Source organism: Streptomyces sp. 135 (assembly GCF_020026305.1).
Taxonomy (GTDB): Bacteria; Actinomycetota; Actinomycetes; order Streptomycetales; family Streptomycetaceae; genus Streptomyces.
Genome location: NZ_CP075691.1, coordinates 1 through 22,996 on the forward strand (window position 1 = coordinate 1; position 22,996 = coordinate 22,996).

18 protein-coding genes and 4 pseudogenes are annotated in these 22,996 nt (G+C 67.3%); 15 read left to right on the top strand and 7 right to left on the bottom strand.

Annotated elements, in window-relative coordinates:
* Positions 1–180 (bottom strand): annotated as a pseudogene (locus KKZ08_RS00005) (hypothetical protein); the annotation flags it as partial.
* Between the two features lie 1,014 nt (positions 181–1,194).
* Between KKZ08_RS00005 and KKZ08_RS38545 the strand changes: the two are divergent.
* The 10 genes and pseudogenes from KKZ08_RS38545 to KKZ08_RS00055 all read left to right on the top strand — a co-directional run bounded on the left by KKZ08_RS38545 (position 1,195) and on the right by KKZ08_RS00055 (position 11,310).
* Complete coding sequence (locus KKZ08_RS38545; protein ID WP_263303318.1) at positions 1,195–1,344, top strand: helicase associated domain-containing protein; 150 nt, start codon at positions 1,195–1,197, stop codon at positions 1,342–1,344.
* Positions 1,345–1,381: 37 nt separating this feature from the next.
* Positions 1,382–1,594: a hypothetical protein gene (locus KKZ08_RS00015; RefSeq protein WP_223772436.1), complete on the top strand. Its 213-nt coding sequence runs from the start codon at positions 1,382–1,384 to the stop codon at positions 1,592–1,594.
* A gap of 2,037 nt (positions 1,595–3,631) precedes the next feature.
* On the top strand, positions 3,632–3,922 hold the full coding sequence (locus KKZ08_RS38550; RefSeq protein ID WP_263303319.1) for a hypothetical protein: 291 nt from the start codon (positions 3,632–3,634) through the stop codon (positions 3,920–3,922).
* 1,825 nt (positions 3,923–5,747) lie between these two features.
* On the top strand, positions 5,748–6,140 hold the full coding sequence (locus KKZ08_RS00025; protein ID WP_223772437.1) for a hypothetical protein: 393 nt from the start codon (positions 5,748–5,750) through the stop codon (positions 6,138–6,140).
* A gap of 162 nt (positions 6,141–6,302) precedes the next feature.
* Positions 6,303–6,922, top strand: a pseudogene (locus KKZ08_RS00030) (transposase); the annotation flags it as partial.
* A 508-nt stretch (positions 6,923–7,430) separates the two neighbouring features.
* Entirely contained in the window at positions 7,431–7,580 is a 150-nt protein-coding gene (locus tag KKZ08_RS00035) for a hypothetical protein (protein WP_223772438.1), read from the top strand.
* Between the two features lie 54 nt (positions 7,581–7,634).
* Positions 7,635–8,060: a wax ester/triacylglycerol synthase family O-acyltransferase gene (locus KKZ08_RS00040; protein ID WP_223772439.1), complete on the top strand. Its 426-nt coding sequence runs from the start codon at positions 7,635–7,637 to the stop codon at positions 8,058–8,060.
* A gap of 371 nt (positions 8,061–8,431) precedes the next feature.
* Positions 8,432–8,857, top strand: coding sequence for a WS/DGAT domain-containing protein (locus tag KKZ08_RS00045; protein ID WP_223772440.1), 426 nt, complete (start codon positions 8,432–8,434; stop codon positions 8,855–8,857).
* Positions 8,858–9,337: 480 nt separating this feature from the next.
* Complete coding sequence (locus KKZ08_RS00050; protein WP_223772441.1) at positions 9,338–9,892, top strand: hypothetical protein; 555 nt, start codon at positions 9,338–9,340, stop codon at positions 9,890–9,892.
* 941 nt (positions 9,893–10,833) lie between these two features.
* A complete protein-coding gene (locus tag KKZ08_RS00055; RefSeq protein WP_223772442.1) occupies positions 10,834–11,310 on the top strand; it encodes a hypothetical protein in 477 nt (158 codons plus the stop codon).
* A 311-nt stretch (positions 11,311–11,621) separates the two neighbouring features.
* Here KKZ08_RS00055 and KKZ08_RS00060 read toward each other — a convergent pair.
* The 4 genes and pseudogenes from KKZ08_RS00060 to KKZ08_RS00070 all read right to left on the bottom strand — a co-directional run.
* Positions 11,622–11,699 (bottom strand): annotated as a pseudogene (locus tag KKZ08_RS00060) (IS5/IS1182 family transposase); the annotation flags it as partial.
* Between the two features lie 283 nt (positions 11,700–11,982).
* On the bottom strand, positions 11,983–12,114 hold the full coding sequence (locus tag KKZ08_RS38555; protein ID WP_263303320.1) for a hypothetical protein: 132 nt from the start codon (positions 12,112–12,114) through the stop codon (positions 11,983–11,985).
* 29 nt (positions 12,115–12,143) lie between these two features.
* Positions 12,144–15,323: an RHS repeat-associated core domain-containing protein gene (locus tag KKZ08_RS00065; RefSeq protein ID WP_223778858.1), complete on the bottom strand. Its 3,180-nt coding sequence runs from the start codon at positions 15,321–15,323 to the stop codon at positions 12,144–12,146.
* A 545-nt stretch (positions 15,324–15,868) separates the two neighbouring features.
* The gene (locus tag KKZ08_RS00070; protein WP_223772443.1) at positions 15,869–16,432 is read right to left on the bottom strand and encodes an HNH endonuclease family protein; all 564 of its coding nucleotides are present in this window, start codon (positions 16,430–16,432) and stop codon (positions 15,869–15,871) included.
* A gap of 290 nt (positions 16,433–16,722) precedes the next feature.
* Between KKZ08_RS00070 and KKZ08_RS00075 the strand changes: the two genes are divergently transcribed.
* From KKZ08_RS00075 to KKZ08_RS00095, 5 genes and pseudogenes are all read left to right on the top strand, one after another.
* Positions 16,723–17,184, top strand: coding sequence for an SUKH-4 family immunity protein (locus KKZ08_RS00075; RefSeq protein ID WP_223772444.1), 462 nt, complete (start codon positions 16,723–16,725; stop codon positions 17,182–17,184).
* A 173-nt stretch (positions 17,185–17,357) separates the two neighbouring features.
* Positions 17,358–18,128 (top strand): annotated as a pseudogene (locus KKZ08_RS00080) (transposase).
* 103 nt (positions 18,129–18,231) lie between these two features.
* Positions 18,232–18,753: a YrhB domain-containing protein gene (locus tag KKZ08_RS00085; RefSeq protein WP_223772446.1), complete on the top strand. Its 522-nt coding sequence runs from the start codon at positions 18,232–18,234 to the stop codon at positions 18,751–18,753.
* A gap of 755 nt (positions 18,754–19,508) precedes the next feature.
* The gene (locus tag KKZ08_RS00090; protein ID WP_223772447.1) at positions 19,509–19,745 is read left to right on the top strand and encodes a hypothetical protein; all 237 of its coding nucleotides are present in this window, start codon (positions 19,509–19,511) and stop codon (positions 19,743–19,745) included.
* On the top strand, positions 19,742–20,431 hold the full coding sequence (locus tag KKZ08_RS00095; RefSeq protein WP_223772448.1) for a hypothetical protein: 690 nt from the start codon (positions 19,742–19,744) through the stop codon (positions 20,429–20,431). Before KKZ08_RS00090 ends, KKZ08_RS00095 begins: the two co-directional genes overlap by 4 nt.
* 382 nt (positions 20,432–20,813) lie before the next feature.
* Here KKZ08_RS00095 and KKZ08_RS00100 read toward each other — a convergent pair whose 3' ends face one another.
* Positions 20,814–21,197: an actin depolymerization factor/cofilin-like domain-containing protein gene (locus KKZ08_RS00100; protein WP_223772449.1), complete on the bottom strand. Its 384-nt coding sequence runs from the start codon at positions 21,195–21,197 to the stop codon at positions 20,814–20,816.
* 271 nt (positions 21,198–21,468) lie between these two features.
* A complete protein-coding gene (locus KKZ08_RS00105) occupies positions 21,469–22,938 on the bottom strand; it encodes an NF041680 family putative transposase (RefSeq protein WP_223772450.1) in 1,470 nt (489 codons plus the stop codon).
* Positions 22,939–22,996: the final 58 nt, after the last annotated feature.

Here is a 22,996-nt window from a genome sequence, read left to right on the forward strand (position 1 = left end):
GGGCCCACCTGCCCCGCCTGCTGTGCCGTCCGCACCGGCCGCCGTGTGCCCGCCCGCCGGTACCTGGCCCCAGAGCGGGTCTGCGCACGCCACCGGTACTGGCTGCTGTTCCTGCCGGAACCAGCGGCCTGCCCGTGCCTGTTGGCCCGTGCCCGGGTGGTCGACGCCCAGCGACGGCATGTCCGACTGCTGCGCCGCTGCCCGCCGGTGCGCAGGCCTTCGAAATCGCCGCGCTGTCACCGGATCCTGGTGGGGCCAGCCCTGGCCGAACGAGGAGCATCATGGTAAGCCCGTCTCAGGCCACCGGCCCTTAAGCGCCGATCCTGGCTGGTGGAAGGTCGCCGCCCGCGACCTGATCACCTATCCAGACCGTCGTCCTCGCACGCCTGCTGGCCGACCGCACCGTGCGAGCGCACCGTCACCGAATCGCGCCGCCATCTCCCCACCGGCTGGGAGAACTACCCGGGCTGCTGGCCGAGCTCGCTGCCCAGCTCGGGCGGCCGTGGCTCGCCACCACCTCGCCACCATCACCCACGGGCCACTGTTCACCTGGGCCTCCTGCGTACGCGCCCAGACCACCTCAACCCCTGCCGCCCGGAAGGCACTGTGGACGGTGCACTCGGCACACCAGCCCCGCCCCCTCAGCGACCTCCTCCCCGCCCCGGCCGCCGACGGCACCCGCCCGCAGCAAAACCCGCCAGACGGCTGCGCGTACAGCCTGCAAGCCGAGCGCGCCTTCGCCCAGGACTCGCGCACGCCCGCGCCTACCACCAGAACACGGACACCTCGCCGTACCCAGGAGACACCCCATGCGGCTATCCGCTGGGCCAATGGCTCGCCAACGCACGCCACCGCCATGCCCCGCAAGCCGCCGCCCTCACCGCGCTGTACCCGTGGTGGAACGCACCCTGGAGCACGCTCTGGCAGCGCACCTGGCACCAGGCCGAACCCACCACCAGACCCACGGCCCGCTCAAAGTAAGCCCGCGGGTTTTCCACCACCAGCTACAGCCTCGGCGAATGGCTCTGCAGTGCACCGCTACCCCACCCTCCACCCCGAACAACAACGCCTCCTCCACCCATCGGCATCGACGCCGCAGCGGCGCCGCCGCAGCAGACGGCGCAACCTCAAAGTCAGCGCCGAAGCCCTCGCCACGCCCGCTCCTACGCCGCCGAACACGGCGGGCTGGCGTCCGTGACCTCGGCAACCGTCCACGACGGTTTCTGCCTGGGACAGTGGCTCGCCAGCCAGCGCAACCGCTGGCGCACCGGCCACCGGCCCCTGCCCGTAAGCCGCGCCCAGGCCCTCGCCATCGATCCCTGGTGGTGCCGCCCTGGCACCTGACGTGGCGCGTCACTACCACCGGGCCCAAGGCGCCGCAGTGAGCCGCCGCCTCCAGGCCGAGAACGGCTTCAATGCCCTCGACGACTCCGGTGCCGCCGACTGGCTGTGGCGCCAGTGCGCCACGTACGACGAGCTCAGCGAGCAGCGGCAACTCATCAGCATCACCCCCCAAGTGGCCCGCGCAGCCCGACCTTTGCGTACGACCCCGAGGCCGGGCGCGACCCCGGCCACGGACGTGGAAGACAAGTAAGCCACGCCACAACAGCTGCAGCCCCTGCGGCTCTTCCGGGTCGACGCCGCACTCGGCGTGCCACCGAGCGGGCGTCCCCAAGCCCGCAGCCGCCTCGGGCACCGACCCGATCTGAAGCCGGGCTTCGAGACGGCGCTGGCACTCCGGGCCTGGCACGCTGAGCACGGCCACCTCGCAGCTCCCGTGACACCCCTGCGACGGCTACCCGCTGGGCATGTGGCTGTTCAGCCAGCGCAACCGCGCCAAACAACGCGCCCGAGCGGGTGCCGCCCTCACCCCTGACCGAGCTCACAGCGATCGACCCTGGTGGAACCCGCCCTGGGACCTGCACTGGCAACGCAACTACTACCGCGCCCGCGACCACATCAATGCGGGCCGCCCTAACCCGCCGCGCTGACCCCTCCCCAGCACCGTTCTGGGAAGCTGGGTCACCAGGCCTGCCTGCAATACCCCAGCTCCCCGGCCAGCGGCACACTCCTGACGCTGATCGGCATCACGCCTGAGTCGCCCACGCACCGCCGCGCGCACCCCTGGCGCACCGCGGTCGAACACGCGCAAACCTTCGCCGACACCCGGCCACCTCGCCGTCCCCGCGACACCACCAGGACGGCTTCCCACTCGGCCGATGGCTGAACAAGCAGCGCTACCGCACAAAAAACAGGCCCCCACCCAGCCCGCTCTGACCGCCATCGACCCTGGGTGGAACCCGCCCTGGGGCATGGTCTGGCAACACGGCTACCAACGGGCCCGCACCCAACCCCACACCTGCCAACCGCCGCTGGCTGACCAACAACACGCGACCTGGCCACTCCTCCACCCCGACCAACAACACCTCCTCCCACAACGGGCCTCATCAGCATCTGAATCCCGTAAGCAGCGGCGCCATCCGCCCTGGGCGGCCGCCCCCTCAACCAGCAGCGATCGGCGAGAACTTCCGGGACTGATCTGGCCGAACAGGTCCCAAGGCGCTGCGATGCCCGATACTGGTGGCACGTCCGGCGTGCCTGAAGAAACGCACCGGCCGACGAGTAAGAGAAGGCGGCGCGGAAAAGGTTAATGAACCGGCAAGGGCTTTATCAGCATTCTTTTTGTTACGAACGCGATATAGCCCACCCTGCCAAAAAAAAGCCTCCCCGCAAGACCCGCCGAAAACCCCTCTAAACGACCCCACGGGAACGGCGAACCGCGCCCCAAGGGGCTAACAGCCTGCCGTAGAACAACACCGGCCCGCCCTACGGCGGCCGGCCTGTATGCCCTCACATCACGGCACCTGTGCCGCCTCTCCCCGTCCAGCCGTGCCCACACGGCTCGTTCAAACATGAGGCGGCCCAGCCGTCACGTGCTGGAAGGAATCCACGCGATGAACTCGTCCTCCCTCGGCCCCATCGCCGGCCTTCTGGCCGGACTCCCCGCCGTCCTCGCCGGCGCCCTGGGCGGCGCACCCTGGTGGGCCGTCGGAGCCATCGTCATCGCGGCATACCTCGCCGTCCCCCTCACCAGCCTGATCCTCGAACACTCACGACAACGAAAAGGAACACTGGTCGATGAGAAATTCGCAGCCACACTCGACCAGATAACAGACCCCGAAAAAATCACAGCCATCATCAGCTACCGGCAAGCCACAGCCCCCCCCGCCACCCCAGCCACCACCCGACCCGCCACCAGGGCACTACCCCCGCGAATCCCGACAGCGGCAGCCGGTCACCGGCGTCCGCATAGACGAGGTTGCGGGCAGACCACCTTCCCTCGGTGCTGCGGCTCCGATCGAGTGCCGGCGCCCGCTGAGCTGGGCGAGGGCAACGCCGCCTCACGCGGCAGGGCCCAAGCAGATCTGCTCCGGGCCCTGCCGCGTGGTGTTGGGCCGCAACGTCAGGCGGGAGGAAGCCCGCGAAGCACCAGCCCGGTATACGCGCCGAGCACGCTTCCAGCGCTGAGGCAGCCCGGGCCGGGATCCGCTGCGGCCTCGGGTTCGACCCTCTCTTGCCGGTGAGCACTCCTTGCCGCCGTCATGGGTCAGCTCAGGTCGCGGTATCCACCGTGGCAGCATCCACCCACCTGGCCAAGATGCTGAACGCGCGAGCTGTTCAGAGCCTCGTGTTCTTCCAGCTCATCGCCTTCTTCATGGGCGATGGGATTGCGGATGGCCGAGTAGACGCCGCGTGCGAAGTTGCCAGCACCGTCGTGACGGTTCTTGAAGTGTCACCCCGTCGTCAACGCTCAGGCGCAGACGCGGATGCCCGGTGGTGGGAGCATTGGTGGAAAAGGCGTCAGAAGAGCTTCGCCTCGGAGGATCCCTCCGTGCGAGCTTTGCCTGTGCCTGAGCGTTGATGGCCCGGGCGGCGGCTGACCGCCTCACGGAAGTGGCCGCTGCTCCACAGACCAGCGACGCTGCCCCAGACCCACAGGTGAAGCGTCGCGGCGTCGGCTGAGTGCTCCGCTGCCCAGGTTCTCCTGCAGCTCCTGCTCAGCCCAAAGTGCAACCGCACGATTGGCTGCCTCACGGTGGCGCCACATGGGCTGCTTCTTCGCCTCTTCCCAGTCAGCCGTTCGCCAGTCTGGTATCACCCGGTCAGGATCCGCTCCACGATCTGAGCCGCCGCCTGCACCTCGGGCTTGGGGTTGTTGAACTTGTAGTAAGCCGACCGAGTTCGGCGGGCTTGGGACGTAAGGTTGCTGCGGTGACGAGGAAGCTTTTCAACTTCCCGATCGCCCACTCCTGTTCATCTGCGTCATGCCTGATGCTGCCGCATACCACCGACATCAGCGCCTGCCTGATCGAGGACGGCGAGGCGAGCGGACAGCCGTCGCGACTGCGACGTGAGCGGGCGGCCACGGACACAGCCATGGGTGCTGGAAGAGCCGCAACCGGCCACCACGTAACCGGTGTTGCGCCATCGCTGGACAGCGCCCGATCCCCAGGGCCCCTGCTGTGTCCGGAGACCGGTCAGTGAGGTTCGGCGGCACAAGTGGCCCTCAGGGCAGGTAAGCCATCGAGGTGAGCTGGTGGCCAAGTGTCGGCGGCGACCCGCGCCAGGATCATGGCGCGGGTCGTCCAGAGTGCACCACATTTCAACGATCACTGAACCTGAGCCATGCGCCAGCGCAGAAGACACAACCTGATCAGCACCGCCCGCTGTGACAAAACTGCGTCAGAAGACCACGAACGACCTGACACCCCATGAACGCACTGCCACCGAGGCACCCGCTCGGCCTGACCACGAGCCAACCAAGGCCGCGCACCAAACTGATCAGCCCAGGCCAGACCACACACCTATGATCACAAGCACCGCTCCTGGATAAACGCGCTGCGCGAGCTGGGCATGGAGTGGGCGTAGAGGAGAGGGGCCTCCCCTGGTGCCCCTGACAACGGACCGGGCGCACTGGCTCTGGGCGGTTCTCCGGGCGGCGTCACGCGTCGAGTGTTGCACGATCTGCGAGGGAGCCCTGGGCTGGTCCCTCATTTTGAAACGATCAGTAAGTCTATACGTTGGGGCGCAATTCCTCACTCCAGGTTGAGGGACCACCTTAGCGTTTTCCGTAAATTAACTACGACATGCCCGCTGGCCTGCTTTCTTCCATCGCTATCCGGTGAGGGTCACTATTCACAGGTCCTGTGTCTACATGGGCAGCGAACTGCGTGGGGAGGATGGGTAGCGCAATGGGTTGTTCCTTCTCAAAAAAGGATCTGAGTATGACGAGCAGTCTGACTCCCGGTGGCCTTACCCCGAACCCGGCCGACAGCACGCCAGTGATCCGAACCGACCTGGAACGTGCTTCTGGGAGTCTACAACGCCAAGGCCGACGGAGACGTACTCAACCTGAGCACTGGTCGCGACAATGACATCCACCACCACCTACGGAATAGGCCAGTTCGATCCACTGTTTAGACACCCCTCCTGAGAAGCGGGAGGAGGCCATTCTGGCCGAGATGCACCGGCTGGAGAACGACGGGGTGCTGCCTGGGCGACTCGGCCCGTCAGGCCCACCGACCGGGTGATGGACGCCGGATCAGGCCGCGGCAGCGCCTTCATGACTCACGACCGGTTCGGCTGCGCGGTCGACGGGTCAACATCTCCACGTACCAGCTCAGGTTCGCGAGACAAGCCGCCGCGCATGCGTGGATGCGCGGATCGGTGCGTTCCACTATCAGAACATGGTGGTCACCGACTTCCCGGACGGTCACTTCGACCGGGTCTACAGCGAGACCACCATGCTGATCGACGACGAACGAAGGATTTGCCGAGTTCGCCCGTCTACTGCGTCCGGGTGGTATACGGCGATGACGTGGTGCGCGAGCAGTAACGCCCAGGACGCGTCGGTGACGGCCATCAACAACTTCTACCGGTGCCTCATCCACTCCCGCAGCGGTACTTCACCGCGCTGTCCGACAGCAAACCTCGCCATCAACCAGGTCTCGGACATCACCGCCCAGGCAATCCCGTACTGGCAGCTCCGCATCCACTCCAAGCACCGCAACGGGGCCGAACAGCTTTCGCCCGACGCCTACGCCAGGTGCACTGCGCTACCTGGTGATCAGCGCCGATAAGGTATAGACCGCTTGCCCGCAGTTGAGGGTAGGCCGCGTTGAAGGCAACATCAGCGGGTGGACCAGCGAAAGTAAGACCGCAGGCCCACCTCGGGGATCCTAATTCCCGCAGATATCATACCTAGTTCCTCCAGTAGAATTCGTTAGGTGTGTTTGGCGGCGGTGTCCGGCCGGGAGGCACGGTGGGGGTATGGACATGCGGCAAGTGGAGGTTCTGCGGGTTTAGCCGAGTTCGTGGCGGATGTGTTCGCGCCGTTCCCGGAAGGACCAACGCGCGAAGGGCGACTGCTACCTGCGAGTTGATGCTGCACGGGCGGCGCAAGTCGATCCAGCCGATGGCCGAGCGGCTGCCGGACGGCAACCAGCAGAACCTGCAGCAGTGCGTCAACCACTCACCGTGGGATCCGGAGCCGGTACAGCGGCGGATCGCCGAGCGGATGATGCCGCTGATCAGCCCGGACGCCTTCAGGGGTCGACGATGTGTCCTTCCCAAGGACGGCCGGATGTCGGTCGCTGTCACCCGCCAGTACTGCGGTGCTTTGGGTAAGCAGGCGAACTCCCAGGCCGCGGTCAGCGACACCGCCTCCGTCCTCTTGAGGTGGCGGTTGTTCCTGCCGTGGGAGGCAGAGAGTCAGCGGCAGCAGCCTGCGGGTTCAGATTACGCGCGGCATCGGGGAAGCGGCGGCTGGCGCTGGATGTCCTGGACGGTAAGCCGAGTGGGGCCTGACCCGCTGGTGGTGGTTGCCGACGCCGGATACGGCCAAAGTCACCACTCCCGCGCCGGAACGGACCAGGCGCATCGGCGCACCCGCCTTCCTCGCTACCGCGACCCGGCTCACCGGTGAGAGACCTGGTCATGGCAGCCGGACGCAGGTCGCTGCAATGCTGCACCGGGCGGCAGGGCAGCCGCAGCTCGATGACCAGCCCCTTCATCGTCGCCGACGAGTACCGCTGGGCTGGGATGTCGCCGACGCCTCACCGGTCATCGGCGCGGTGACCTTCCTCCTCTCCCACTGGCCGCGAAGTCACCGGCACGGTGGTGCACGTCGACGGCGGCTTTCACGCAACAGGCGTGGCCCGCCCGGCTCGGCAGGACCTGTAACCGCTCCGCGGGCCCGACACCTCACTGGAGGTCTGATGAACGGATCACAGCCCTACCGACTCGACGGATCCCGCGGGATCCGTCGAGTCACTCCTGCAGGGCGTGCACGCCAACGCGGCACCGTCCGACCTGCTGATGCGTCATGCGCCTCTCGCACGCTGGGCCGATCCCGAGGAGGTGGCTGCCCCGTGTTCCTGACGTCGCCAGCGGCATCGCTTCATCACCAGGCACACCTGGTGATCGACGGCGGTCTGACAGTGTCGCACGGCAGGCTGGCCGATGTCGCGGCACCGCAGGCGATGGCGGCAGCAGCGGCGAGCAGCAGGAGTGCCACGTGACCGCCGACGGCAGCCGTGCCGTCCCCTGGGCCGCCTGAGCGCCAGGACAGTCTCATGTGGCGGCTGGAGACGCACACGACGTCTGGCCCGTCGTCCTCCTGCTGCTCATTCTCGACAGGGAGGTCGACGACGGGCCCTGTGGGTGGCACCGTCAGGCGGCCGAACATCTGCCGAGGATGGCCGCGCGGGTCACGAGCCCGCGGCGGCCCGGGCGCGCCCGCTGGAGCCGTACCCTCCTTCGACCCGGCCCGTCACCTCCGGCGGGTGCGGGCGCCCGGAAAAGCCGCTCGGGCGGAGGTACTACACCTCGCCGAACGCTTCGGCGAGACTCCTTTCGTTTCGGCTCGTCCGCCCTGGGAGTGCCTGGTGGTCGACAGGCTCGACCACGGCCGGTCCGCCTACATCCTCAAGATCTCACGCCATTGCCGACGGGCTGCGGCTGGGGAACTGTTCCTGCGCCAGGCCGCCGCCGCTCCATGATGTACGCGTCCGGCCCCGGGAGGACACGGGCCACGGAACAGGTACCGGTCCCCGCGGTCTGCCCGCCACCGCCCGCCGCGTGGCACAGGCGATGCGCTTCGGCAACCGCCTCTGGCACGACGTGCGCGACCTGCCCAGAGCTCCGAAGGGCTCCGGTGACGGTGTCGAGCGCCGCTACTTCGCGGTGGACCTGCCGATGACCCTGCTGCGGAACTCTCACGCACTGCGGGCAGGACCGTGCAGGACGCACTCGTCGCCGGGCTGGTCGAGGGCTGTCGGCGCTACAACGCACGCCAGGACGTCGAACGCTCCGCATAAGGGTGCTGTCCCCCTACGGCCGGGCACCGCTCCGACGCCACGACGCCAGCCCCATGGGCAACCACTGGTTCGTCATCCGCTTCGAGGTTCCCTCCGACCTGTCCGACACAGCCAGCCGGATCGCGGCGGGCCGCGCCGCGGTCAACGGCGTGTACAACCGGGACGCACTGGACTGGATGGGAGGTGTCGCCCGGGTGGCACCGTTGCTGCCGTCCAGATGGCTTCAGTGGTCCTTCCGGCTCTTCGCCGCGTCGCACGACTTCGTCATCAGCAACATGCCCGGCCCCCGGACCACCCTCCAAGTGGCGGGAACAGACGTCGACCAGGTCTACGGCATCGCCCCGACCCTGGGCGCCGCCGTCACAGCCACCACCGTGTCCTACCGGGACACCTGCCACGTGCTGCTCAATGTCGATCCCGCCGTGGTGGACGACACCGCGTTCTTCCGGACTGCCTGTGCAGCAGGCTGTTCGAGGTGACCTCCGGTGCGTAGCCGACGGGTGCTCGTCGTCACGGCGGGCCCGGCCGACGGGGACGAGGGCCACGTGCCGCAGAGCCCCGTCCGCAGCCACTGTCACGCGGCGCCGCACCGAGTAAGCCGACCTTCGGGTGCGCGGGGCAGCCGGCGCGCGGGGCCTCAGGGGCACGGCGGCCGCCACCCGTCGGACGTGTTCATCAGGGCTCGCTTTCAGCTCGGATAGGAAATGAGGGCCTGTCCGGGAATGCGCTTGGGGGCCGGTCACATGAGCCAAAGCACGACTGTTGTCACCTCGGGCTACACCAACCTGCAAGTTCCCGTGAACGAGGCCCCGTAGTTGTCATTGGTGAAGCAAGCCGCTTGTCACCAGCCCGCGCGAAGCAGGGAAGTTGTCACCACCCAGTCCTGCGGTCCTGCACAGGCGCATTTCTCGATGACAGGATGTTCGTCGGGAGCCGATCTGCGAGTCACGGGGGTATGAGTGGCAGGAATAGAGCTTGAGGCGCTGGACGACATGCCGTGGGAGCGGCTGGAGTCGGCGCTCGGGCTCCACCCGCCCAGGGAGATGCGGCGAGCGCTGCGTCGCCTGGCACTCAAGGGTGGGGCGGCGACGGAGGAAGACTGCTACCCCCTGTTCGACTGCTTCGGGCTGGGCACCGGACGCGTGGCTTCCGTCGCAACCGCCGCGCTGCCGTTCGTCGTTGCACTCGCCGGCGATCCGGGCATGGGTGCCCGGGCCACGCTCGTCCAGCTACTGGCGGGCTTGTCCGAGATGGCGGCCGAAGCCGACCCGGGGCTGGTGGACGCGGGGTGGCACGGGCGTGGCGGCTCCAGCGTCCGCGGATCAGGGCTGTTCGCGGACCCGCTGCCCGGGTGCGGAGGAAGCCCTCCCCCTCGCGGAGGGGAGGGTGCTCTGCTGGAGCAGTGGCAGGCCGAAACGGACCCGACGGTGCGGCTGCCCGTCCTGCTCGCGCTGGGCACCGCCGCAGTAAGCTCTGCCCAAGCCGGGCTGGTGGGCCGGTGCGGGCGGTGGTGACCAGGCGCTGCGGACGGACGGTCCCGTCATGCGGGTGGCGGCCGTGCACGCCTGGGCCGCGTTCGACCCCAGCATCGGTCCGTGAGCTGGACCTGCTGGTGGATGTCCTGTCCGACCCAGCCGTGCGTCCGCAGTTCGAGGCAATCTGGTACGTGCCGGACATCGACAGTGCGTTCACCCGTGAGGATGTCGTCTCCTGGACGGCCCACCTGCTCGAAGCGCTCCGCGGACGGCACTCGCCTTCGTCGTGCGGCTCATCGGTGCGGCGCGCCGGAACGGGACGCCCTGCTGTGCCGCGCCGCGTTGGACGAGGGTGGCGGCTGCTGGTGGTCTGGTAAGCCGCGGCATCCGCGCTGTTGCCGCTCGCGGGTGCGCTGCTCGCGGAGCCGGACGACGGCGTACGGTACCGGGCAGCCCACCTGCTGGCCGTGCTGGGTTCACAGGCGACTCCGTACGCCGATGCGTTGGCCGCGCTCCTCGACGACCCGGGCGAGGACGGGTTTTCGAGGCACCGTCGGCGACCACGCTCGCTGGGCGCTGACCCGCATCGGCGACGAGCGTGCCCTGCCAGGGCTGGTCGAGCGGCTGTACGCGCCGTACCGGGGCCAATACTCACGCGGTACGGCTCGGACGAGCCGCGCCTGCCGAAATCAGGACGTCCTGGCCCGCTGCGGGCGCATGCGGAGCCCTGCTGCCCGCGGTGCGGAAACTGCTCCGGGACGACGCCGTGGGCGGCTCGCTGACCTGCTGCTTCCTGGAAGTCCTCGAAGCGTGGGGCCCACCGCGTCGCCCGCGCTGCCAGAAGTGGTGGCCCTGCTGGACGACACCCGGTACTCGCTGCACGCGGTCGGTGCGCTGGCGGCGATGGGACCGGCTGCGGAGTCAGCCGAGCCCGCCGTGCGCCGCTGCACGATCCTCGACTTTCCGGCAACCGTTACAAGGTGGCGTGGGCAGCCTGGCGCCTGGGCGGCGACCGCGACGCGGCGCTGGAGCTCCTCGGTGAGGCGGTGCTGACCGAAAAGGGGCCGCTCTACGGTCCGGTCGGCCTTCTCGGCGATTTCGGACCGGCGGCCGCGAGCCACGCCGACCGGGTGCGGCATGTCATGGAGCACGGTGACAGCTGGCTGCGACTGCGGGCGGCGGTCGCGCTGTGGTCGATCACTGGTGAGCCGGAACCGAGTGGATCCGTCGCGGAGGAGTACCTCCTTCCCATCGCCGATGGCGGCGACGCCTACGGCTACTTCTTCGAGGCGCTGCGCGCCCTCGCCAGGATCGGCACGGTCTCTCCGGCGGCACGGGCAGCCCTGCGTACGGTGCAGGGATCCGACCGGCGGCTGTCGACGTACCGGGACTACCAAGCTTTCCTGCAGGACGAAGAGATCCGGTCCGCGATCGACGACGTCCTCGCCCTGCCGTGACGACCGGCCGGCGGGCGATGCCGACAGCAGTCCCCCTGGTGACAGCAAGCCGGCCTAGGTGACAACTATCGTGCTTCGGCTCATCACACAGGTCTGTGCAACCATTCCACGTCCGCGCATTTCACCTCCAGGCCCGCAGGCCCGCGCGGCCGCCACCGCCTTGACGGAAAGTAGGCGTCCGCGATGGCCCAGCGACCGCGTCGTGCAGATCGCTCTCCGTCGCGCCTTCCACTTGAGCGGTGATGATGGCCGCCGTGCGAGAGGGGCTGACGGCGACCGTGATGTCCCGTACCCGGCCCGCGTCCGAGGTGCCTCGCGAACTGCACCTCGGTCAGACCCGCAAACGGCTCGGTCCACTTCGGATCATCTGCTGAGATCACCCCACCCATACCCGACCAACGCACCAGCAGCACCACCAGTTACGGGACAACGTCAGGCCCCGCGGGCGCGGGGAGCAGGCGCGGATCAACCTCGACCAGATCCCCGCGCTCCCCGAGGCGGTGATTGTGACTGAGGGTGCGGCGCAAGCCCTGTGCCGCATCCGTTCGGTGCCGGTCGGGGATGCGGCGCAGGGCCTGCTGACGGGCGAGTGTTGTACCGGTGTCGTTGGGCGCTGGGGTACGTTGGCGCACCGGGAGCCCGTTGTCGGGCCGCTCGCCCTGGTGTCAGGGTTTACTTTCTCTTGCGAGCCTGCGTGATCCCGAAGATGATGAAGGCCGCTACGGCAATCCCTACCAACAGCCAGAGAGGAATACCGTCCAGCCCCTTGTACGCCAGCTCGGACGAATCAGCGAAGGACAGCATAATTTCTCCTTGGTCGGATGTCTCGCGGGTCAGTCGGTGGCGTCTTCGTACGCTGAGTCTGCGGCCTCGCCGACGGCCATGCCACCAACAGCACAGGGGATGGCTCCTGCTCCGCCGGTCAGGTATGTACAGCCTGCGGTGAAGGCTTTGTCCGCCGCGAAGCTGATTGCCGTTCCAGCGACTGCTCTATAGTCACCGGTCGCCAACTGCCCGAGGAATTCCCCGGCGGCGATAGCGTCACCGGCTTTCCCCACTGTGTCCATCACTCCGTCGAGGCTGAGCGTTCCGCCCGGGTCGATGCGGTTGACCGGGTCGCCTTCGGCGTAGAGGTAGGGGTTCTGTTCCTGGCCGGAAGGGTCGGGGCTGTTGAACCGGCCGACGTTGGGGTCGTAGTAGCGGGCCGCGAAGTGGTACAGGCCGGTCGGGTCCTGGTAGCCGCCGGCGAACCGGTAGGGCTGGGTGATCTTCTCGCTGCTGGACGCGCGGGTGACGCCGCGGGGGCTGTAGGAGTAGTTGTTGACCTTGGTGCCAGACTCGTCCGTGACCGCGACGACGGAGCCGATCGCGTCGGTGAGGTAGAAGTACGTCTTCCCGTCCCCGGTCATGGAGTTGAGTGTGCCCCCGGGTTCACGGTTGAAGCCGGTGTCTCTCCCGGCAGTTGAGGTGGCCGACAGGCCCAGCGGCCCGTTATGGAACCAGGTGTCGCCGAGCTTGATCCGCTCGCTCTGGTCGGTGGAACCGTACTGGCCGGCATAGGTTGTGCCACCCACCGTCAGTGAGGACAACTGGCTGTGATCCGACCACTTCTCGCCCGTGCGAGTGCCGTCCGGTGTGGAGGCTCCCGCGGTCTCGTTTCCCTCGGCGTCGTAGGACCAGTTCGTGGACGAGCCGTCCTTGGCGGTGATCTGCTGCGCGTCGTTGATGCTGTAGGTGGTGCCGCGCGGGCAGCCCTTCTCGGTGCCCTGGCTGGTGAGGTTTCCGGCCAGGTCGTAGCAGTACTGCCAGGAGGAGTTGAGGGCCGAGCCCTTGTTCTCCGCCGCGTAGGAGAAGCGTCCCGCGCCGTCGTAGGTGTAGCTGGTCTTCGTACCCGCCACTGCATCGGTCAGGGTGCGGATCTTGTTGCCGTCGGTCGCGGCGTCGGTGCCGTATCCGTAGGTGTAGGCGAGGTCGACCAGGGTGCCCTTGCCGGACTTGGCCGTGATCTTCTTCGGGCGGCTGGAGTTGTCGACGTCGACGGTCTGCACGGTGCCACCGGGGTAGGCGGTCTCGGTGCGGACGTCGTTGTTGTTGTACTTGTACGTGGTGACCTTGCCCGCCGGGTCCCTCAGTTCCTTGAGCTTGTTGACCTCATTCCAGGTGTAGTCGGTCTTCCCGGCCGGGTCCTGGTAGTAGTCGACGTTGCCCGCGGGGGTGTAGGCGAGCAGCGTCTGAGAGCCGTCCTGGAGCGTGCGGATCGTTTCGCGCTGGAGCGGATCGAACTTGTAGGTGACGGTGCCGGTGGAGTCGTCGCGCTGGCGCAGGTTGCCGTCACCGTCGTACCAGTAGCGGACCGTTCCGTTGGGCGTGGAGACGGTTTTGATCCGGTCGAGGTTGTCGTAGGTGAAGACCTTCTTGATGCCCCGGCCGTCGGTGAGGGTCTCGGTGCGGCCCAGGCTGTCGTACGTGAAGGTGGTCTCGCCCAGCGGCTTCGGCGGGACGGCCTTGGTCAGATTGCCCTTGCCGTCGTAGGTGAAGGACGTCTTGACCGTCTTCGTCGACGACATCTTCGTCTCGGCCGCACACCGCTGGCCCTCGAACCCGCCGCAGTCGGGGGTGGCCGGGTTGTAGGTGTACGAGACGCTCCCGCCCCCTGTGCCGGTCTGAGCAACCGACTTCGTGTTGCCGGCCGTGTCGTAGGTGAAGGCGGTCTTCTCGCCGTCGGCGTTCGTCGAGTCCTTCGGTACGTCGCCACCGGCGATCGTCTGCCAGCTCGTGACCGACTTCCCGCCGGTCGGCGACTTGATGGACTCCAGGTTGTTGCGGGTGTTGAACCCGTAGTCGGTGACGTTGCCGCCGGTGGTACCGGTGCCCATCGCGTCGGTGGCCGTGTCGACGTTGTGGTTCGCGTCGAACTTCGTCTTCCGGTTCCGGTCGAGCGCGTCGGTGACATCGGTGACCTGACCGTCCCCGTCGTGCTTGTACTTCGTCGCGTGCTTCTCCGGATCGGTCACCGTCGTCGTGCCCGCGGCCGTGGGCGAAGTGGTGTCGTACGCGTACGTCCATGTCGGCCCGGTATGGCCGGTGCCGTTGAGCTCGGTGGCGCGCAGCATGGAGGTGACGCGGTTGGCTTCGTCGTAGGTGAAGACGGTGACCCGGCCCTCTGCCGTGGTGATTTTAGTGAGGCGGTTGGAGGTGTCGTAGCCGAAGGTGGTGGTCTTGCCTTCGGCATCGGTGGTCTTGTGCAGGTTGCCGTCGGGGTCGAGGTCAAGGACGGCGGTGCGGCCGGAGTTGTCCTTGGCCTGCCACTGCGAGGCGTCGGTCTTGACCAGGTCGATCCAGCGGCCCGAGCGGGTCTCGGTCAGCTTGAAGCCCTTGTGCTCGCCGCCCTCGTCGTGCTGGGTGACGGTGACGGTGCCCTTGTTCTTGTCCGTGACCTTGGTCAGGGTGCCGTGCTCGTTGTAGGTGTCCTTCGAGTGCGACTTCCAGTTGGTGACGGTGTAGGTGCCGTCGGTGTTCTTCTTCAGCTCCTTCGAATAACCCTTGGGCGTGGTGAAGGTGCCGTCCGCGGCCTTCTTGAAGCGCAGGGTGTCGCCGGAGGTGTCGTACAGCACCACCTCGTCGTTGAGGACCTGTAGGTAGCGCTCGTACTGCTGCCACCAGCGCTGGGACACCTTGCCCCACGGCGCCTCGAGGGAGTTGTAGGTGCGCGCGAGGGTGAGCTGCTGGCCGACGCCCGCGATGGAGAAGTCGATGGCGGTCAGCATCAGGTTGCCCGTGGAGAAGTTGATCCGGGCCGTCAGCGCGTCGGTGATGGCGAAATTGCTGATCTTGTGCCACGGAACATCGCCCTGCCCCTCGGGCACGTGAGCGGGGATCTCCCGGACAGAGCGGGCCGAGCCGCCCTCAGTGCGCTTCTTCTGCTGCGCGCGCCAGGCCGCGACCTCGCTCGAGGGCTTGCGTTCGGCCTGCGATGACGCGGGCTTGTTCGGTCCGACCTTCACGTCGGGCATCGTGAACGACGGGGCGTCCTTGCCCCACGCCGACCCCGGCTCGTCGGCCGCGGCGGTGCCCGCAGCCGGCAGCAGGGACAGCGTCAGAGCGCCGGCCGCCAGAGCGGTGGCGGTGGCGTAACTGGTTCTTTTCCGGGCGCGCGAAACTCGCGCACCGACGGTGCGTTGCGTCAAGGCTTCCCCCCACAGGAAGACACATCTCGCAGACCCCAGTGGTCACGAGAGGCCCACAACCTGACACACAGCCACCTTGGGACACGCCGCGATTCCCTCGAACGCATGTACTACACGAGAGGGAATCGGCCTCTCTCCATGCTCAGGGCGAGGCGGCCTGAAACGTGCGGCAACCACCCGTCCCACCACGGCAGTTGCACCCTGCGCACCCTGCACTGGCGACAAGGTGACCGGGAACCTTCAGGTCCGCCCTGCCCCAGCGGCAATCGACGTCTCAATCGCCCTCGCCGTGGCACCCGAGCCGGATCTGGAACCGGCCTGCGATCACGCCGGCAGCCCCCGCCCGGCAGACGCCGGAGCGGGGGCCACGCTCAGCCGGCGGGCTCGTGCTCCACCGTCTCCTGCCCGCACCCGGCAGCCAGCTCCCGCAGCGCCTCCCGTTCCGTTTGGTCCACGGTCAGGCCCCAGCGGAGCTTGGTCGCCACCCAGTGCGTGGTGTAGGTACAGCGGGCATCGGCGAGCGGCGGCTGCCATTCGGCCGGGTCCTGGTCGGACTTCGACCGGTTGCTCCGCGCGGTCACAGCTACGAGCGACCGCTCGTCACCGAGGTCGTTGGCGTAGGCGGTGCGGCGCTCCGCACTCCACGTGCTGGCGCCGGAGTCCCAGGCTTCGGCGAGCGGCACCATGTGGGCGATGTCCAGGCCGCGGGGCTGGGTGAGGGTCTCACCGTCGTAGTACGAGTGCCACTCCCCTGCGGTGACCTTGCAGCCCGCTGCGATGGTCGGGGCGGTGCGGGACTCGGCGATGAGGACCTCCTCGCGGGTGTTGCACCCATCACGGTCCTCGTCGGTCCAGTGCTGGAAGCGGGAGCGCTGGTATCCCTCCCGTACCTCCGCGGCCATAGGCAGAGCGGCGACCGCCTGCTCCAGCGTCATCGGAAACGCGACCAGGTCAGCGTCGGCGGCCGAAACCGGGGACACCGTGGTGAGGGGCAGGGCAAGGAAAGCTGCGGCCAGAGCCGCACGCATACAAGTGGTGACCACAACCTGGTCATACCGGCGCTCGCCCGCCGCCGGGGACGGTTCGGGTGGAGCGTCACCCAAGCGAGCGCAAAGGTCGTACCGACGGCGGACCGTGCTAAGAGCTGTCCCGCAAGTGCGGCCGAGCCGTGACACGAGACCGGATCGATAGGGTCAGGGCTTAGCCGATGGAAGAGGATCGTTCGATGCCGACGTACGACCACCTGACCGAGTGGGTCGGCCTGGGGCATGTTGCACGAGCCGGACAGGACGTTGTGGCCGGCTGGCGGATCCCTGGCTCCATGAAGGCACAGCTCGTCGAGGTGGGCATCCCGGTAGCTCCGCGCCTCATTGAACGAGTCGTGATGCAGAGCGAGGCTGAGCCAGCCCTGCTCACGTCCCGGGGTCCGCTCTATCGTCTCACCGATCAGGCGGACCCCGATGATCAGGCCGAGCGGCCATCGTTCGGCGTCGAGCCGGAGACCGGGGCGGTCTACTTCGTCATGCCGAACGGGGAGGCATGGTTCGCCAACTCGGGTGTCGACGTGTGGCTCGACGTCCTTCAACGCTACGCAGTCGCGTCGCAGCCTCAGAGCTTCTCAGCGAGCCGGACGGCCCCGAGGAGTACCTCTCTGCAGAGGAGGAAGAGCGGGCCTTCGCCGAGCTGAACCTGCTGGCCGAGGAGCTGAAGGAGATCGATCCGGCGGCCTTCAACGGCTGCGAGGGGTTCTCTGGCCAGGTCTCCTGGACCGCTGGCTCTACTGACCTCGGTCGACAGATCCAGGGCCCGTAGGCCTGAACCGTGCAGGGATGCCATGCCAGCGACTGGCATGATCTTCATGTGGGGGCTGTGATCACGGCGTCAGAGCCGTCATGGATTGCGCCGTACTCCGGTCTGAGCCCGGAGCAGTTCGGGAAACTGATCACCATGCTGCGGCGCGGAGGCCCGCCCCTTGCTTGCAGGGGCCGTCCATGGAGTCTGCCGCTGGAAGACCGGGTGGTTCTGGTTGCCGCGTACTGGCGGACCAATCTGACCTTGCGGCAGCTGGCCCCCTTGTTCGGGATCTCGAAGTCGGCCGCAGGCCGGATCGTGAGCCAGCTCGGCCCCTTGCTCGCACTGCGCCCACGCAGCCGCTTCCGCAGAGACACAGTGCTGATCGTGGATAGCACCCTGGTGCCGACACGGGACCACAGCTTGGCGGAGCAGTCCAAGAATTACCGCTACTCGACCAACGACCAGGTCGTCATCGACGCCGACTCACGCCTTGTTGTCGCCGTCGGCCAGCCCGTGCCCGGGCAACCGCAACGACTGCGAGGCAGGGGAATTGTCCGGCGCCAAGGACTCGGTCGGCAACACCACCGTGATCGCCGACGGCGGCTACCGCGGCACCGGCCTGATCATCCGCACCGCCGAGAACCCGGCCAGACCGAGCTACCAGCCTGGAAGGAAGCCCACAACACCTCCCACCGCAAAGCCCGTGCCCGAGTCGAGCACACCTTCGCCCGCATGAAGACCTGGAAGGTCCTCCGCGACTGTCGTCTGAAAGGCGACGGCGTCCACCACGCCATGCTCGGCATCGCCTGCCTTCACAACCTTGCCCTGACCGGATAGCGGATCTATGCCTACCGGACCGCGTCTGCGACCGCGTTTGAGGTCTCAGTGCGCATGCTGGCGTGGTGGGAAATCTGGTTGCCCCAATGTGGATGATGAAAGCGTGATCTCAAAAGAGCGTGCCGTCGAACGGGTGGAGTCGTTGCTGGCCACCATGCAGCTGGCACACGAGCTGGTCGTCCACGAGGTGAAGGAGCACGCGCTGGGCTGGCTCGTCTTCTGGAACTCGGCGGAGTACGCCCGCACCCGCGATCTGCGCGATCTCCTCGTCGGCGGCGGCCCCTACCTGGTGGACCGGTACGACGGGAGCGTCCACCACATCCCTGTCACCACGTGGGTGGGCGAGGACTGGGAGGAGCTCTACCTCCGGCAGATCAAGGAGGTGCGGGCGCACGACCCCCTGGCTGCTTCCGTGCTCGCGCTGATGAACTCCGCCGGGACGGTGGCCGCGATGCATCACCTCCGCAAGCAGGCTCCGCGCTTGAGCCTGCAGGAGGCGAGGACCTACGTCATGGCCGTCCGAAACGGAGCCGAGCCGCCACACGAACTGGCGGACCTCACCAGGGAAGAAGAGGTCTGCCCACCTCTGGCGATCGAAACAGTGGCCGGCCCGGACCGCCTGTAGTCCGCTTGTGAGGGCGAGACCCAGATCGTGCGGTTACGGCAGACCTCAAACACAGCCTGAGATTACTTGCGGGACAGCTCTTAAAGGCTGTTGCACAACGACCGAACGATCTTTCGTGACCGTTTCACGGTGTCACCCAGACCGGCGAAAACGGGAGCAGAATCGGGCAGTTGACCTTGCGATTGGTGGCCAGATCCGAACGTGATCGCCGTTGTGCAACACCCTTTAGCTTGTTCTTTATCTTCCGGCCCCATGCCGTAGGAGTGGCCGGAAGATAAAGAACAAGCTATGGAGGCCGGCGGCGAGGACTGCGTGGCGCTCGCCGGGGTGTGCGCGCACGGCCCGTTGTGCTCAGCAGGAACGGGCTCAGGAAGCAGGAAAGGCAAAGAAGTTGACTCCCTCGCTTATTTGATCAAGCTTCGGGCACCCACGCTCGTGAAAGCCTGAGGCTAATTTGGCCGGTTTGACAGTCTGCTGGTGGTGGGGGTGTTGCGCGGGTGGTGTCGGATGAGCTGTGGGAGTTGTTGGGGTGCTGCTAATGAACAGCGCAGCATCCGACATGTAGCTGAGTGTGATGTTCAAGTGGTGGATTCGGGGTGTCGCCCTCGGGAAGGGTGCGGTAGACGGTGGCGAGGTGGCGCTCGCCGTTCCTGTCGGACAGGGTGACGAGCCCACTCTTGGTGACAGCTTCGCGCTGGGCACCCAGGGCGCGGGCGTACGGAGCATGCCGTCGTCGACGACTTTATGCGTGCCGCATGAGCATCACGCTCAGCTACCAGTCAGCTGGTTCGCCGCTCGTTAACGGCACCCCAAATCTGGCCACGCCACCGCTCCAAAAAGGTGGTGACGGCGGTGTCGCCGGTGATGGCGCACTTGAACTGCGTACCGACGGCCCCGAGTATGTGGCTGACGAAGGGGCAGCAGAATCCGTCGCCGCCCCGGCCTCGGATGCGAATGAGGCCATGCATTCGACCGAAAGGAAGATCGAGTGACGTTTCTGGACACCGCCACGCACCTCCAAGACAAGGACGGGAAGCAGCGGAGCCTGCTGTTCCTCGGGTCGAGTTGTCTGGAGCTGAACTGGAGCGACGGCATCGCCTTCTGGGGGGCGATCAGGCAGTACAACAAAGGCGTCACCTGGAATGAATTACAGCAGTGGGGGTTCGACAAGGACATCGATGCGGCCGCAGATCTGACGGACGTTGTCGGCAGCCCGTGCACGATGCTGTTCAAGGGGGACCAGTGCGTGGTCCTCAAATGGGACGAAGGCATCGACTACCACGGGAAGATCACGGGGTACAAGAAGCACTGGGCGGACCTGCCGAAGGGGTTCGACCGTGACCTCGACGCGGTCATGCAGATAGAGGACCAGGGCGGCCCGTGCACCATGCTGTTCAAGAAGGACCAGTGCGTGGTGCTCAGCTGGAACCACGGCATCCAGTTCCACGACAAGATCACCGCGTACGAAGGTCCCTGGCGCGACCTGCCGAAGCCGTTCAGCAAGAGCCTCGACGCGGTTGTGCGGATGGCGAACGACGACGACGGCAACCAGCAGAGCCTGCTGATCAAAGACAGCCAGTGCCTGGTGCTCAACTGGGAGAACGGCTTCAGCTACGACGGCGAGGTCACGGGTTACTCGCAGGCGTGGGCCAACGCCTACAACAGACTGACGGGTTAACCGCGGCCGCCGGACGCCGCGAACAGTGAGGTCGGCCGGTCGCTGACGCGGTGCCGGGCCCGGATGCGTCGGGCCCGGTGCCGTGGCCACGTCAGCGCTGCACCGCGCCTTGCGTTGGAGGATGTTGCGGTCTGCCGCGCGGCAACATCTCCTGCGCCCGCGCGGTGGTCCGTACCAGTCTGGGCGGGACTGCTTCATGGTCCTTGGGACCGTACTTGCGGCGGGGCCTCTTCGCTGCCTTGAGCGGTTGAACCCTTGGCGCCGTCTGCCGGCATGCGACCCGGAGGAGTGTCTCGCGCCGGATCGCACGCCTTGTGGCCTGATGGTCAACCGGTGGGCAGCCGGGCACCGCGCGGTGCCCGCATCGGCACGGACACCGGTGTCAGCGGCCCCGCCTCACCTTCTGTGACACAACCTCGTAGGACACCTCGTCGTAGTCGATGGCCTGCACCTCGTCTGTGATGCTCCACAGGGCCCTCCTGAGGTCGTTGCGGCAAGTGGCCTGGACCATCCTCTCCTTGAAGTAGGCCTCCTCAGGTGACCACGTGATTAAGCACAGTCGGCGTCCCTGGAAGTCGAAGCCGTAGACGCCCCAGCGGCACTCGGAGGCCGGGAGATCCGCGACGAACGCGTCGTAGTCACCGCTGTCGCCGACCTTCTCCACGACGATCTCGGTGCTGCGGTCATTGAGCTTGAGGATCAGGTACCTGTGCTTCCCTGCCTTCACCTCATCGGCTTTCACCATGCACTGCTCGTCGACGTCCACGGTCCGCACAGGCTGACTCCCTTCGGCTGATGCTTGGTGTCACGCTATCGGCCCACTCCGCCCTCAGCCCAGGGCCTGACGGAGACCGCTGGGCGGGCACCGAACGCCACAGCAAGCCGAAACCCGCCCTGAGCCTCCGTGGCCTGAGCGTCGGCCGCCGGGCGGGGCGGCGCACAGCCAGACCCTCCAACAGCCCAGGGCGGGCGGAGGTAACCGGCACGATCGAGCGGCCGCGGCTCGGTGCGGGCCTGTTTCTCAGCTTGCTCTTTGTCTACCAAGGTCTTCCAGGCTTGCCGATGGCTTTGAGGGTCTCCGGGCGTTTGACGGTCTTGCCGACGTCGTAGCGGGGCGCCCGGTGCTTGTTCCGGGCGCCGGGTGGCCGTCCAGGGCCAGCGCCCCGGGGTTTGGGAACACGGGCCGGGCAGGCGAGGTGGGCGCGGATGTTCCTGAACCCCCGGCGGACCCGGGCCGGGGTGAGCCGGTCGGAGGTGGTGGGTTTCTCCCCGGGCCGGCGGAAGTCTGCGGCCAGCGGTCGGACGAGCCGGAGCTGGGTGTGGGAGACGATCAGAATCCAGGTCCAGCGGTCCGCCGCCTCGGGAGTACGCAGCTTCGGAGTGGTCCAGCCGAGGGTCTGCTTGGCGAAGCGAAAGGTGTGCTCCAGATCGAATCGGCGGAGAAATGCCTGCCAGAAACGGTCCACATCGTCCGCGGTGGCGCCGGTCCTGGAGGACCATAACCACACCGGCGGGGCATCACGTTCCTTCGACAGATGCTCGACCTTCAGCCGGATCAACGTACCCTCGACCAAGGGCAGTTCACCGTCGTGGTCGAGCCATGAGGAGCGGTGGGTGAGCCGGGGGTGGACCCGGTCCCATGCCTGCGTCTCGGCCTTGCCGTAGTTGGTGGTGGCGGTGACCGTGGTGATCGCGGGCTCGGGCCACGTCTCCGGCTTGGCGAAGCGGAACTCCGGGCCGTGCTTGGGCGGCCGGCCGCCCTTCGGGTCGTAGACGCGAGGCGGCTTCGGCAGTCGCATGACGCGGTCGGAGCGGACCCGGCCGACCAGCTCGACCGGCAGATCGCGCAGGACCCAGGCCAGGCGGGTGACGTCATAGCCAGCATCGCTGACAATCACGATATGCGGGTCCCCGGCCTGCCACTGGCCGACGGCGATGAGCCGTTCAACGACTCCCCGCAGCTGGGCGGCAGTGACCGCCGTCGCGTCGTCCACCGGTCCCAGCCGGACCGCGTCCAGGATCGCAGTCCAGGACGTGGCACCCGGCTCCAGGGCGGCGACGAAGGAGTAGGGCCAGCCCGGAATGAACTGCGACGCCGTCTTCGCCCGGCCATAGACATGGCAAAACAACCGCTCGGCCGAGCACGGCGCGTCCGAACGAAGCCACGGCGACACATCGACCGCCAGGACCAGGCGCCCGCCGTCGAACCGCGGCAGCGACAGCCCGGCCAGCACTATCCGTAGCCGACCCACGTCGATCCGGCCGTGATTCAGACCGCCGTACATCGCTCCGTACCCACGACGATGCTCGGGCAACAACGTCAAGTCCACCGGAGACTTCACCGCACCGTCCGCACGCAACACCGCGTCCGCCAGCTCGAACAACGCATCCCGCCGAGCGGTCAGACACTCGTAGAACTCGCCCCGGAAGCGTGATGCTTCCGCGAACGCTTCCCTCCGGACAGCAGCAGGCAGCAGACTCGCCTTCACGGCCTTCGTCGTGGTCACGTGCACTTTGGTCGGAGCACAGGATCAGACGAAGACCGCCTCTGCGTCCGGCGAATCC

What these genes read in the sequence shown, in the direction of transcription:
- KKZ08_RS00075 (WP_223772444.1), top strand. Translation starts at nt 16,723, where the DNA reads ATGCCGACGTACGACCACCTGACCGAGTGGGTCGGCCTGGGGCATGTT.
- KKZ08_RS00025 (WP_223772437.1), top strand. Translation starts at nt 5,748, where the DNA reads ATGGTGGTCACCGACTTCCCGGACGGTCACTTCGACCGGGTCTACAGC.
- KKZ08_RS00070 (WP_223772443.1), bottom strand. Translation starts at nt 16,432, where the DNA reads ATGACGCTGGAGCAGGCGGTCGCCGCTCTGCCTATGGCCGCGGAGGTA.
- KKZ08_RS00045 (WP_223772440.1), top strand. Translation starts at nt 8,432, where the DNA reads ATGGGCAACCACTGGTTCGTCATCCGCTTCGAGGTTCCCTCCGACCTG.
- KKZ08_RS38555 (WP_263303320.1), bottom strand. Translation starts at nt 12,114, where the DNA reads ATGCTGTCCTTCGCTGATTCGTCCGAGCTGGCGTACAAGGGGCTGGAC.
- KKZ08_RS00065 (WP_223778858.1), bottom strand. Translation starts at nt 15,323, where the DNA reads ATGCCCGACGTGAAGGTCGGACCGAACAAGCCCGCGTCATCGCAGGCC.
- KKZ08_RS00090 (WP_223772447.1), top strand. Translation starts at nt 19,509, where the DNA reads ATGAGCATCACGCTCAGCTACCAGTCAGCTGGTTCGCCGCTCGTTAAC.
- KKZ08_RS00040 (WP_223772439.1), top strand. Translation starts at nt 7,635, where the DNA reads ATGTGGCGGCTGGAGACGCACACGACGTCTGGCCCGTCGTCCTCCTGC.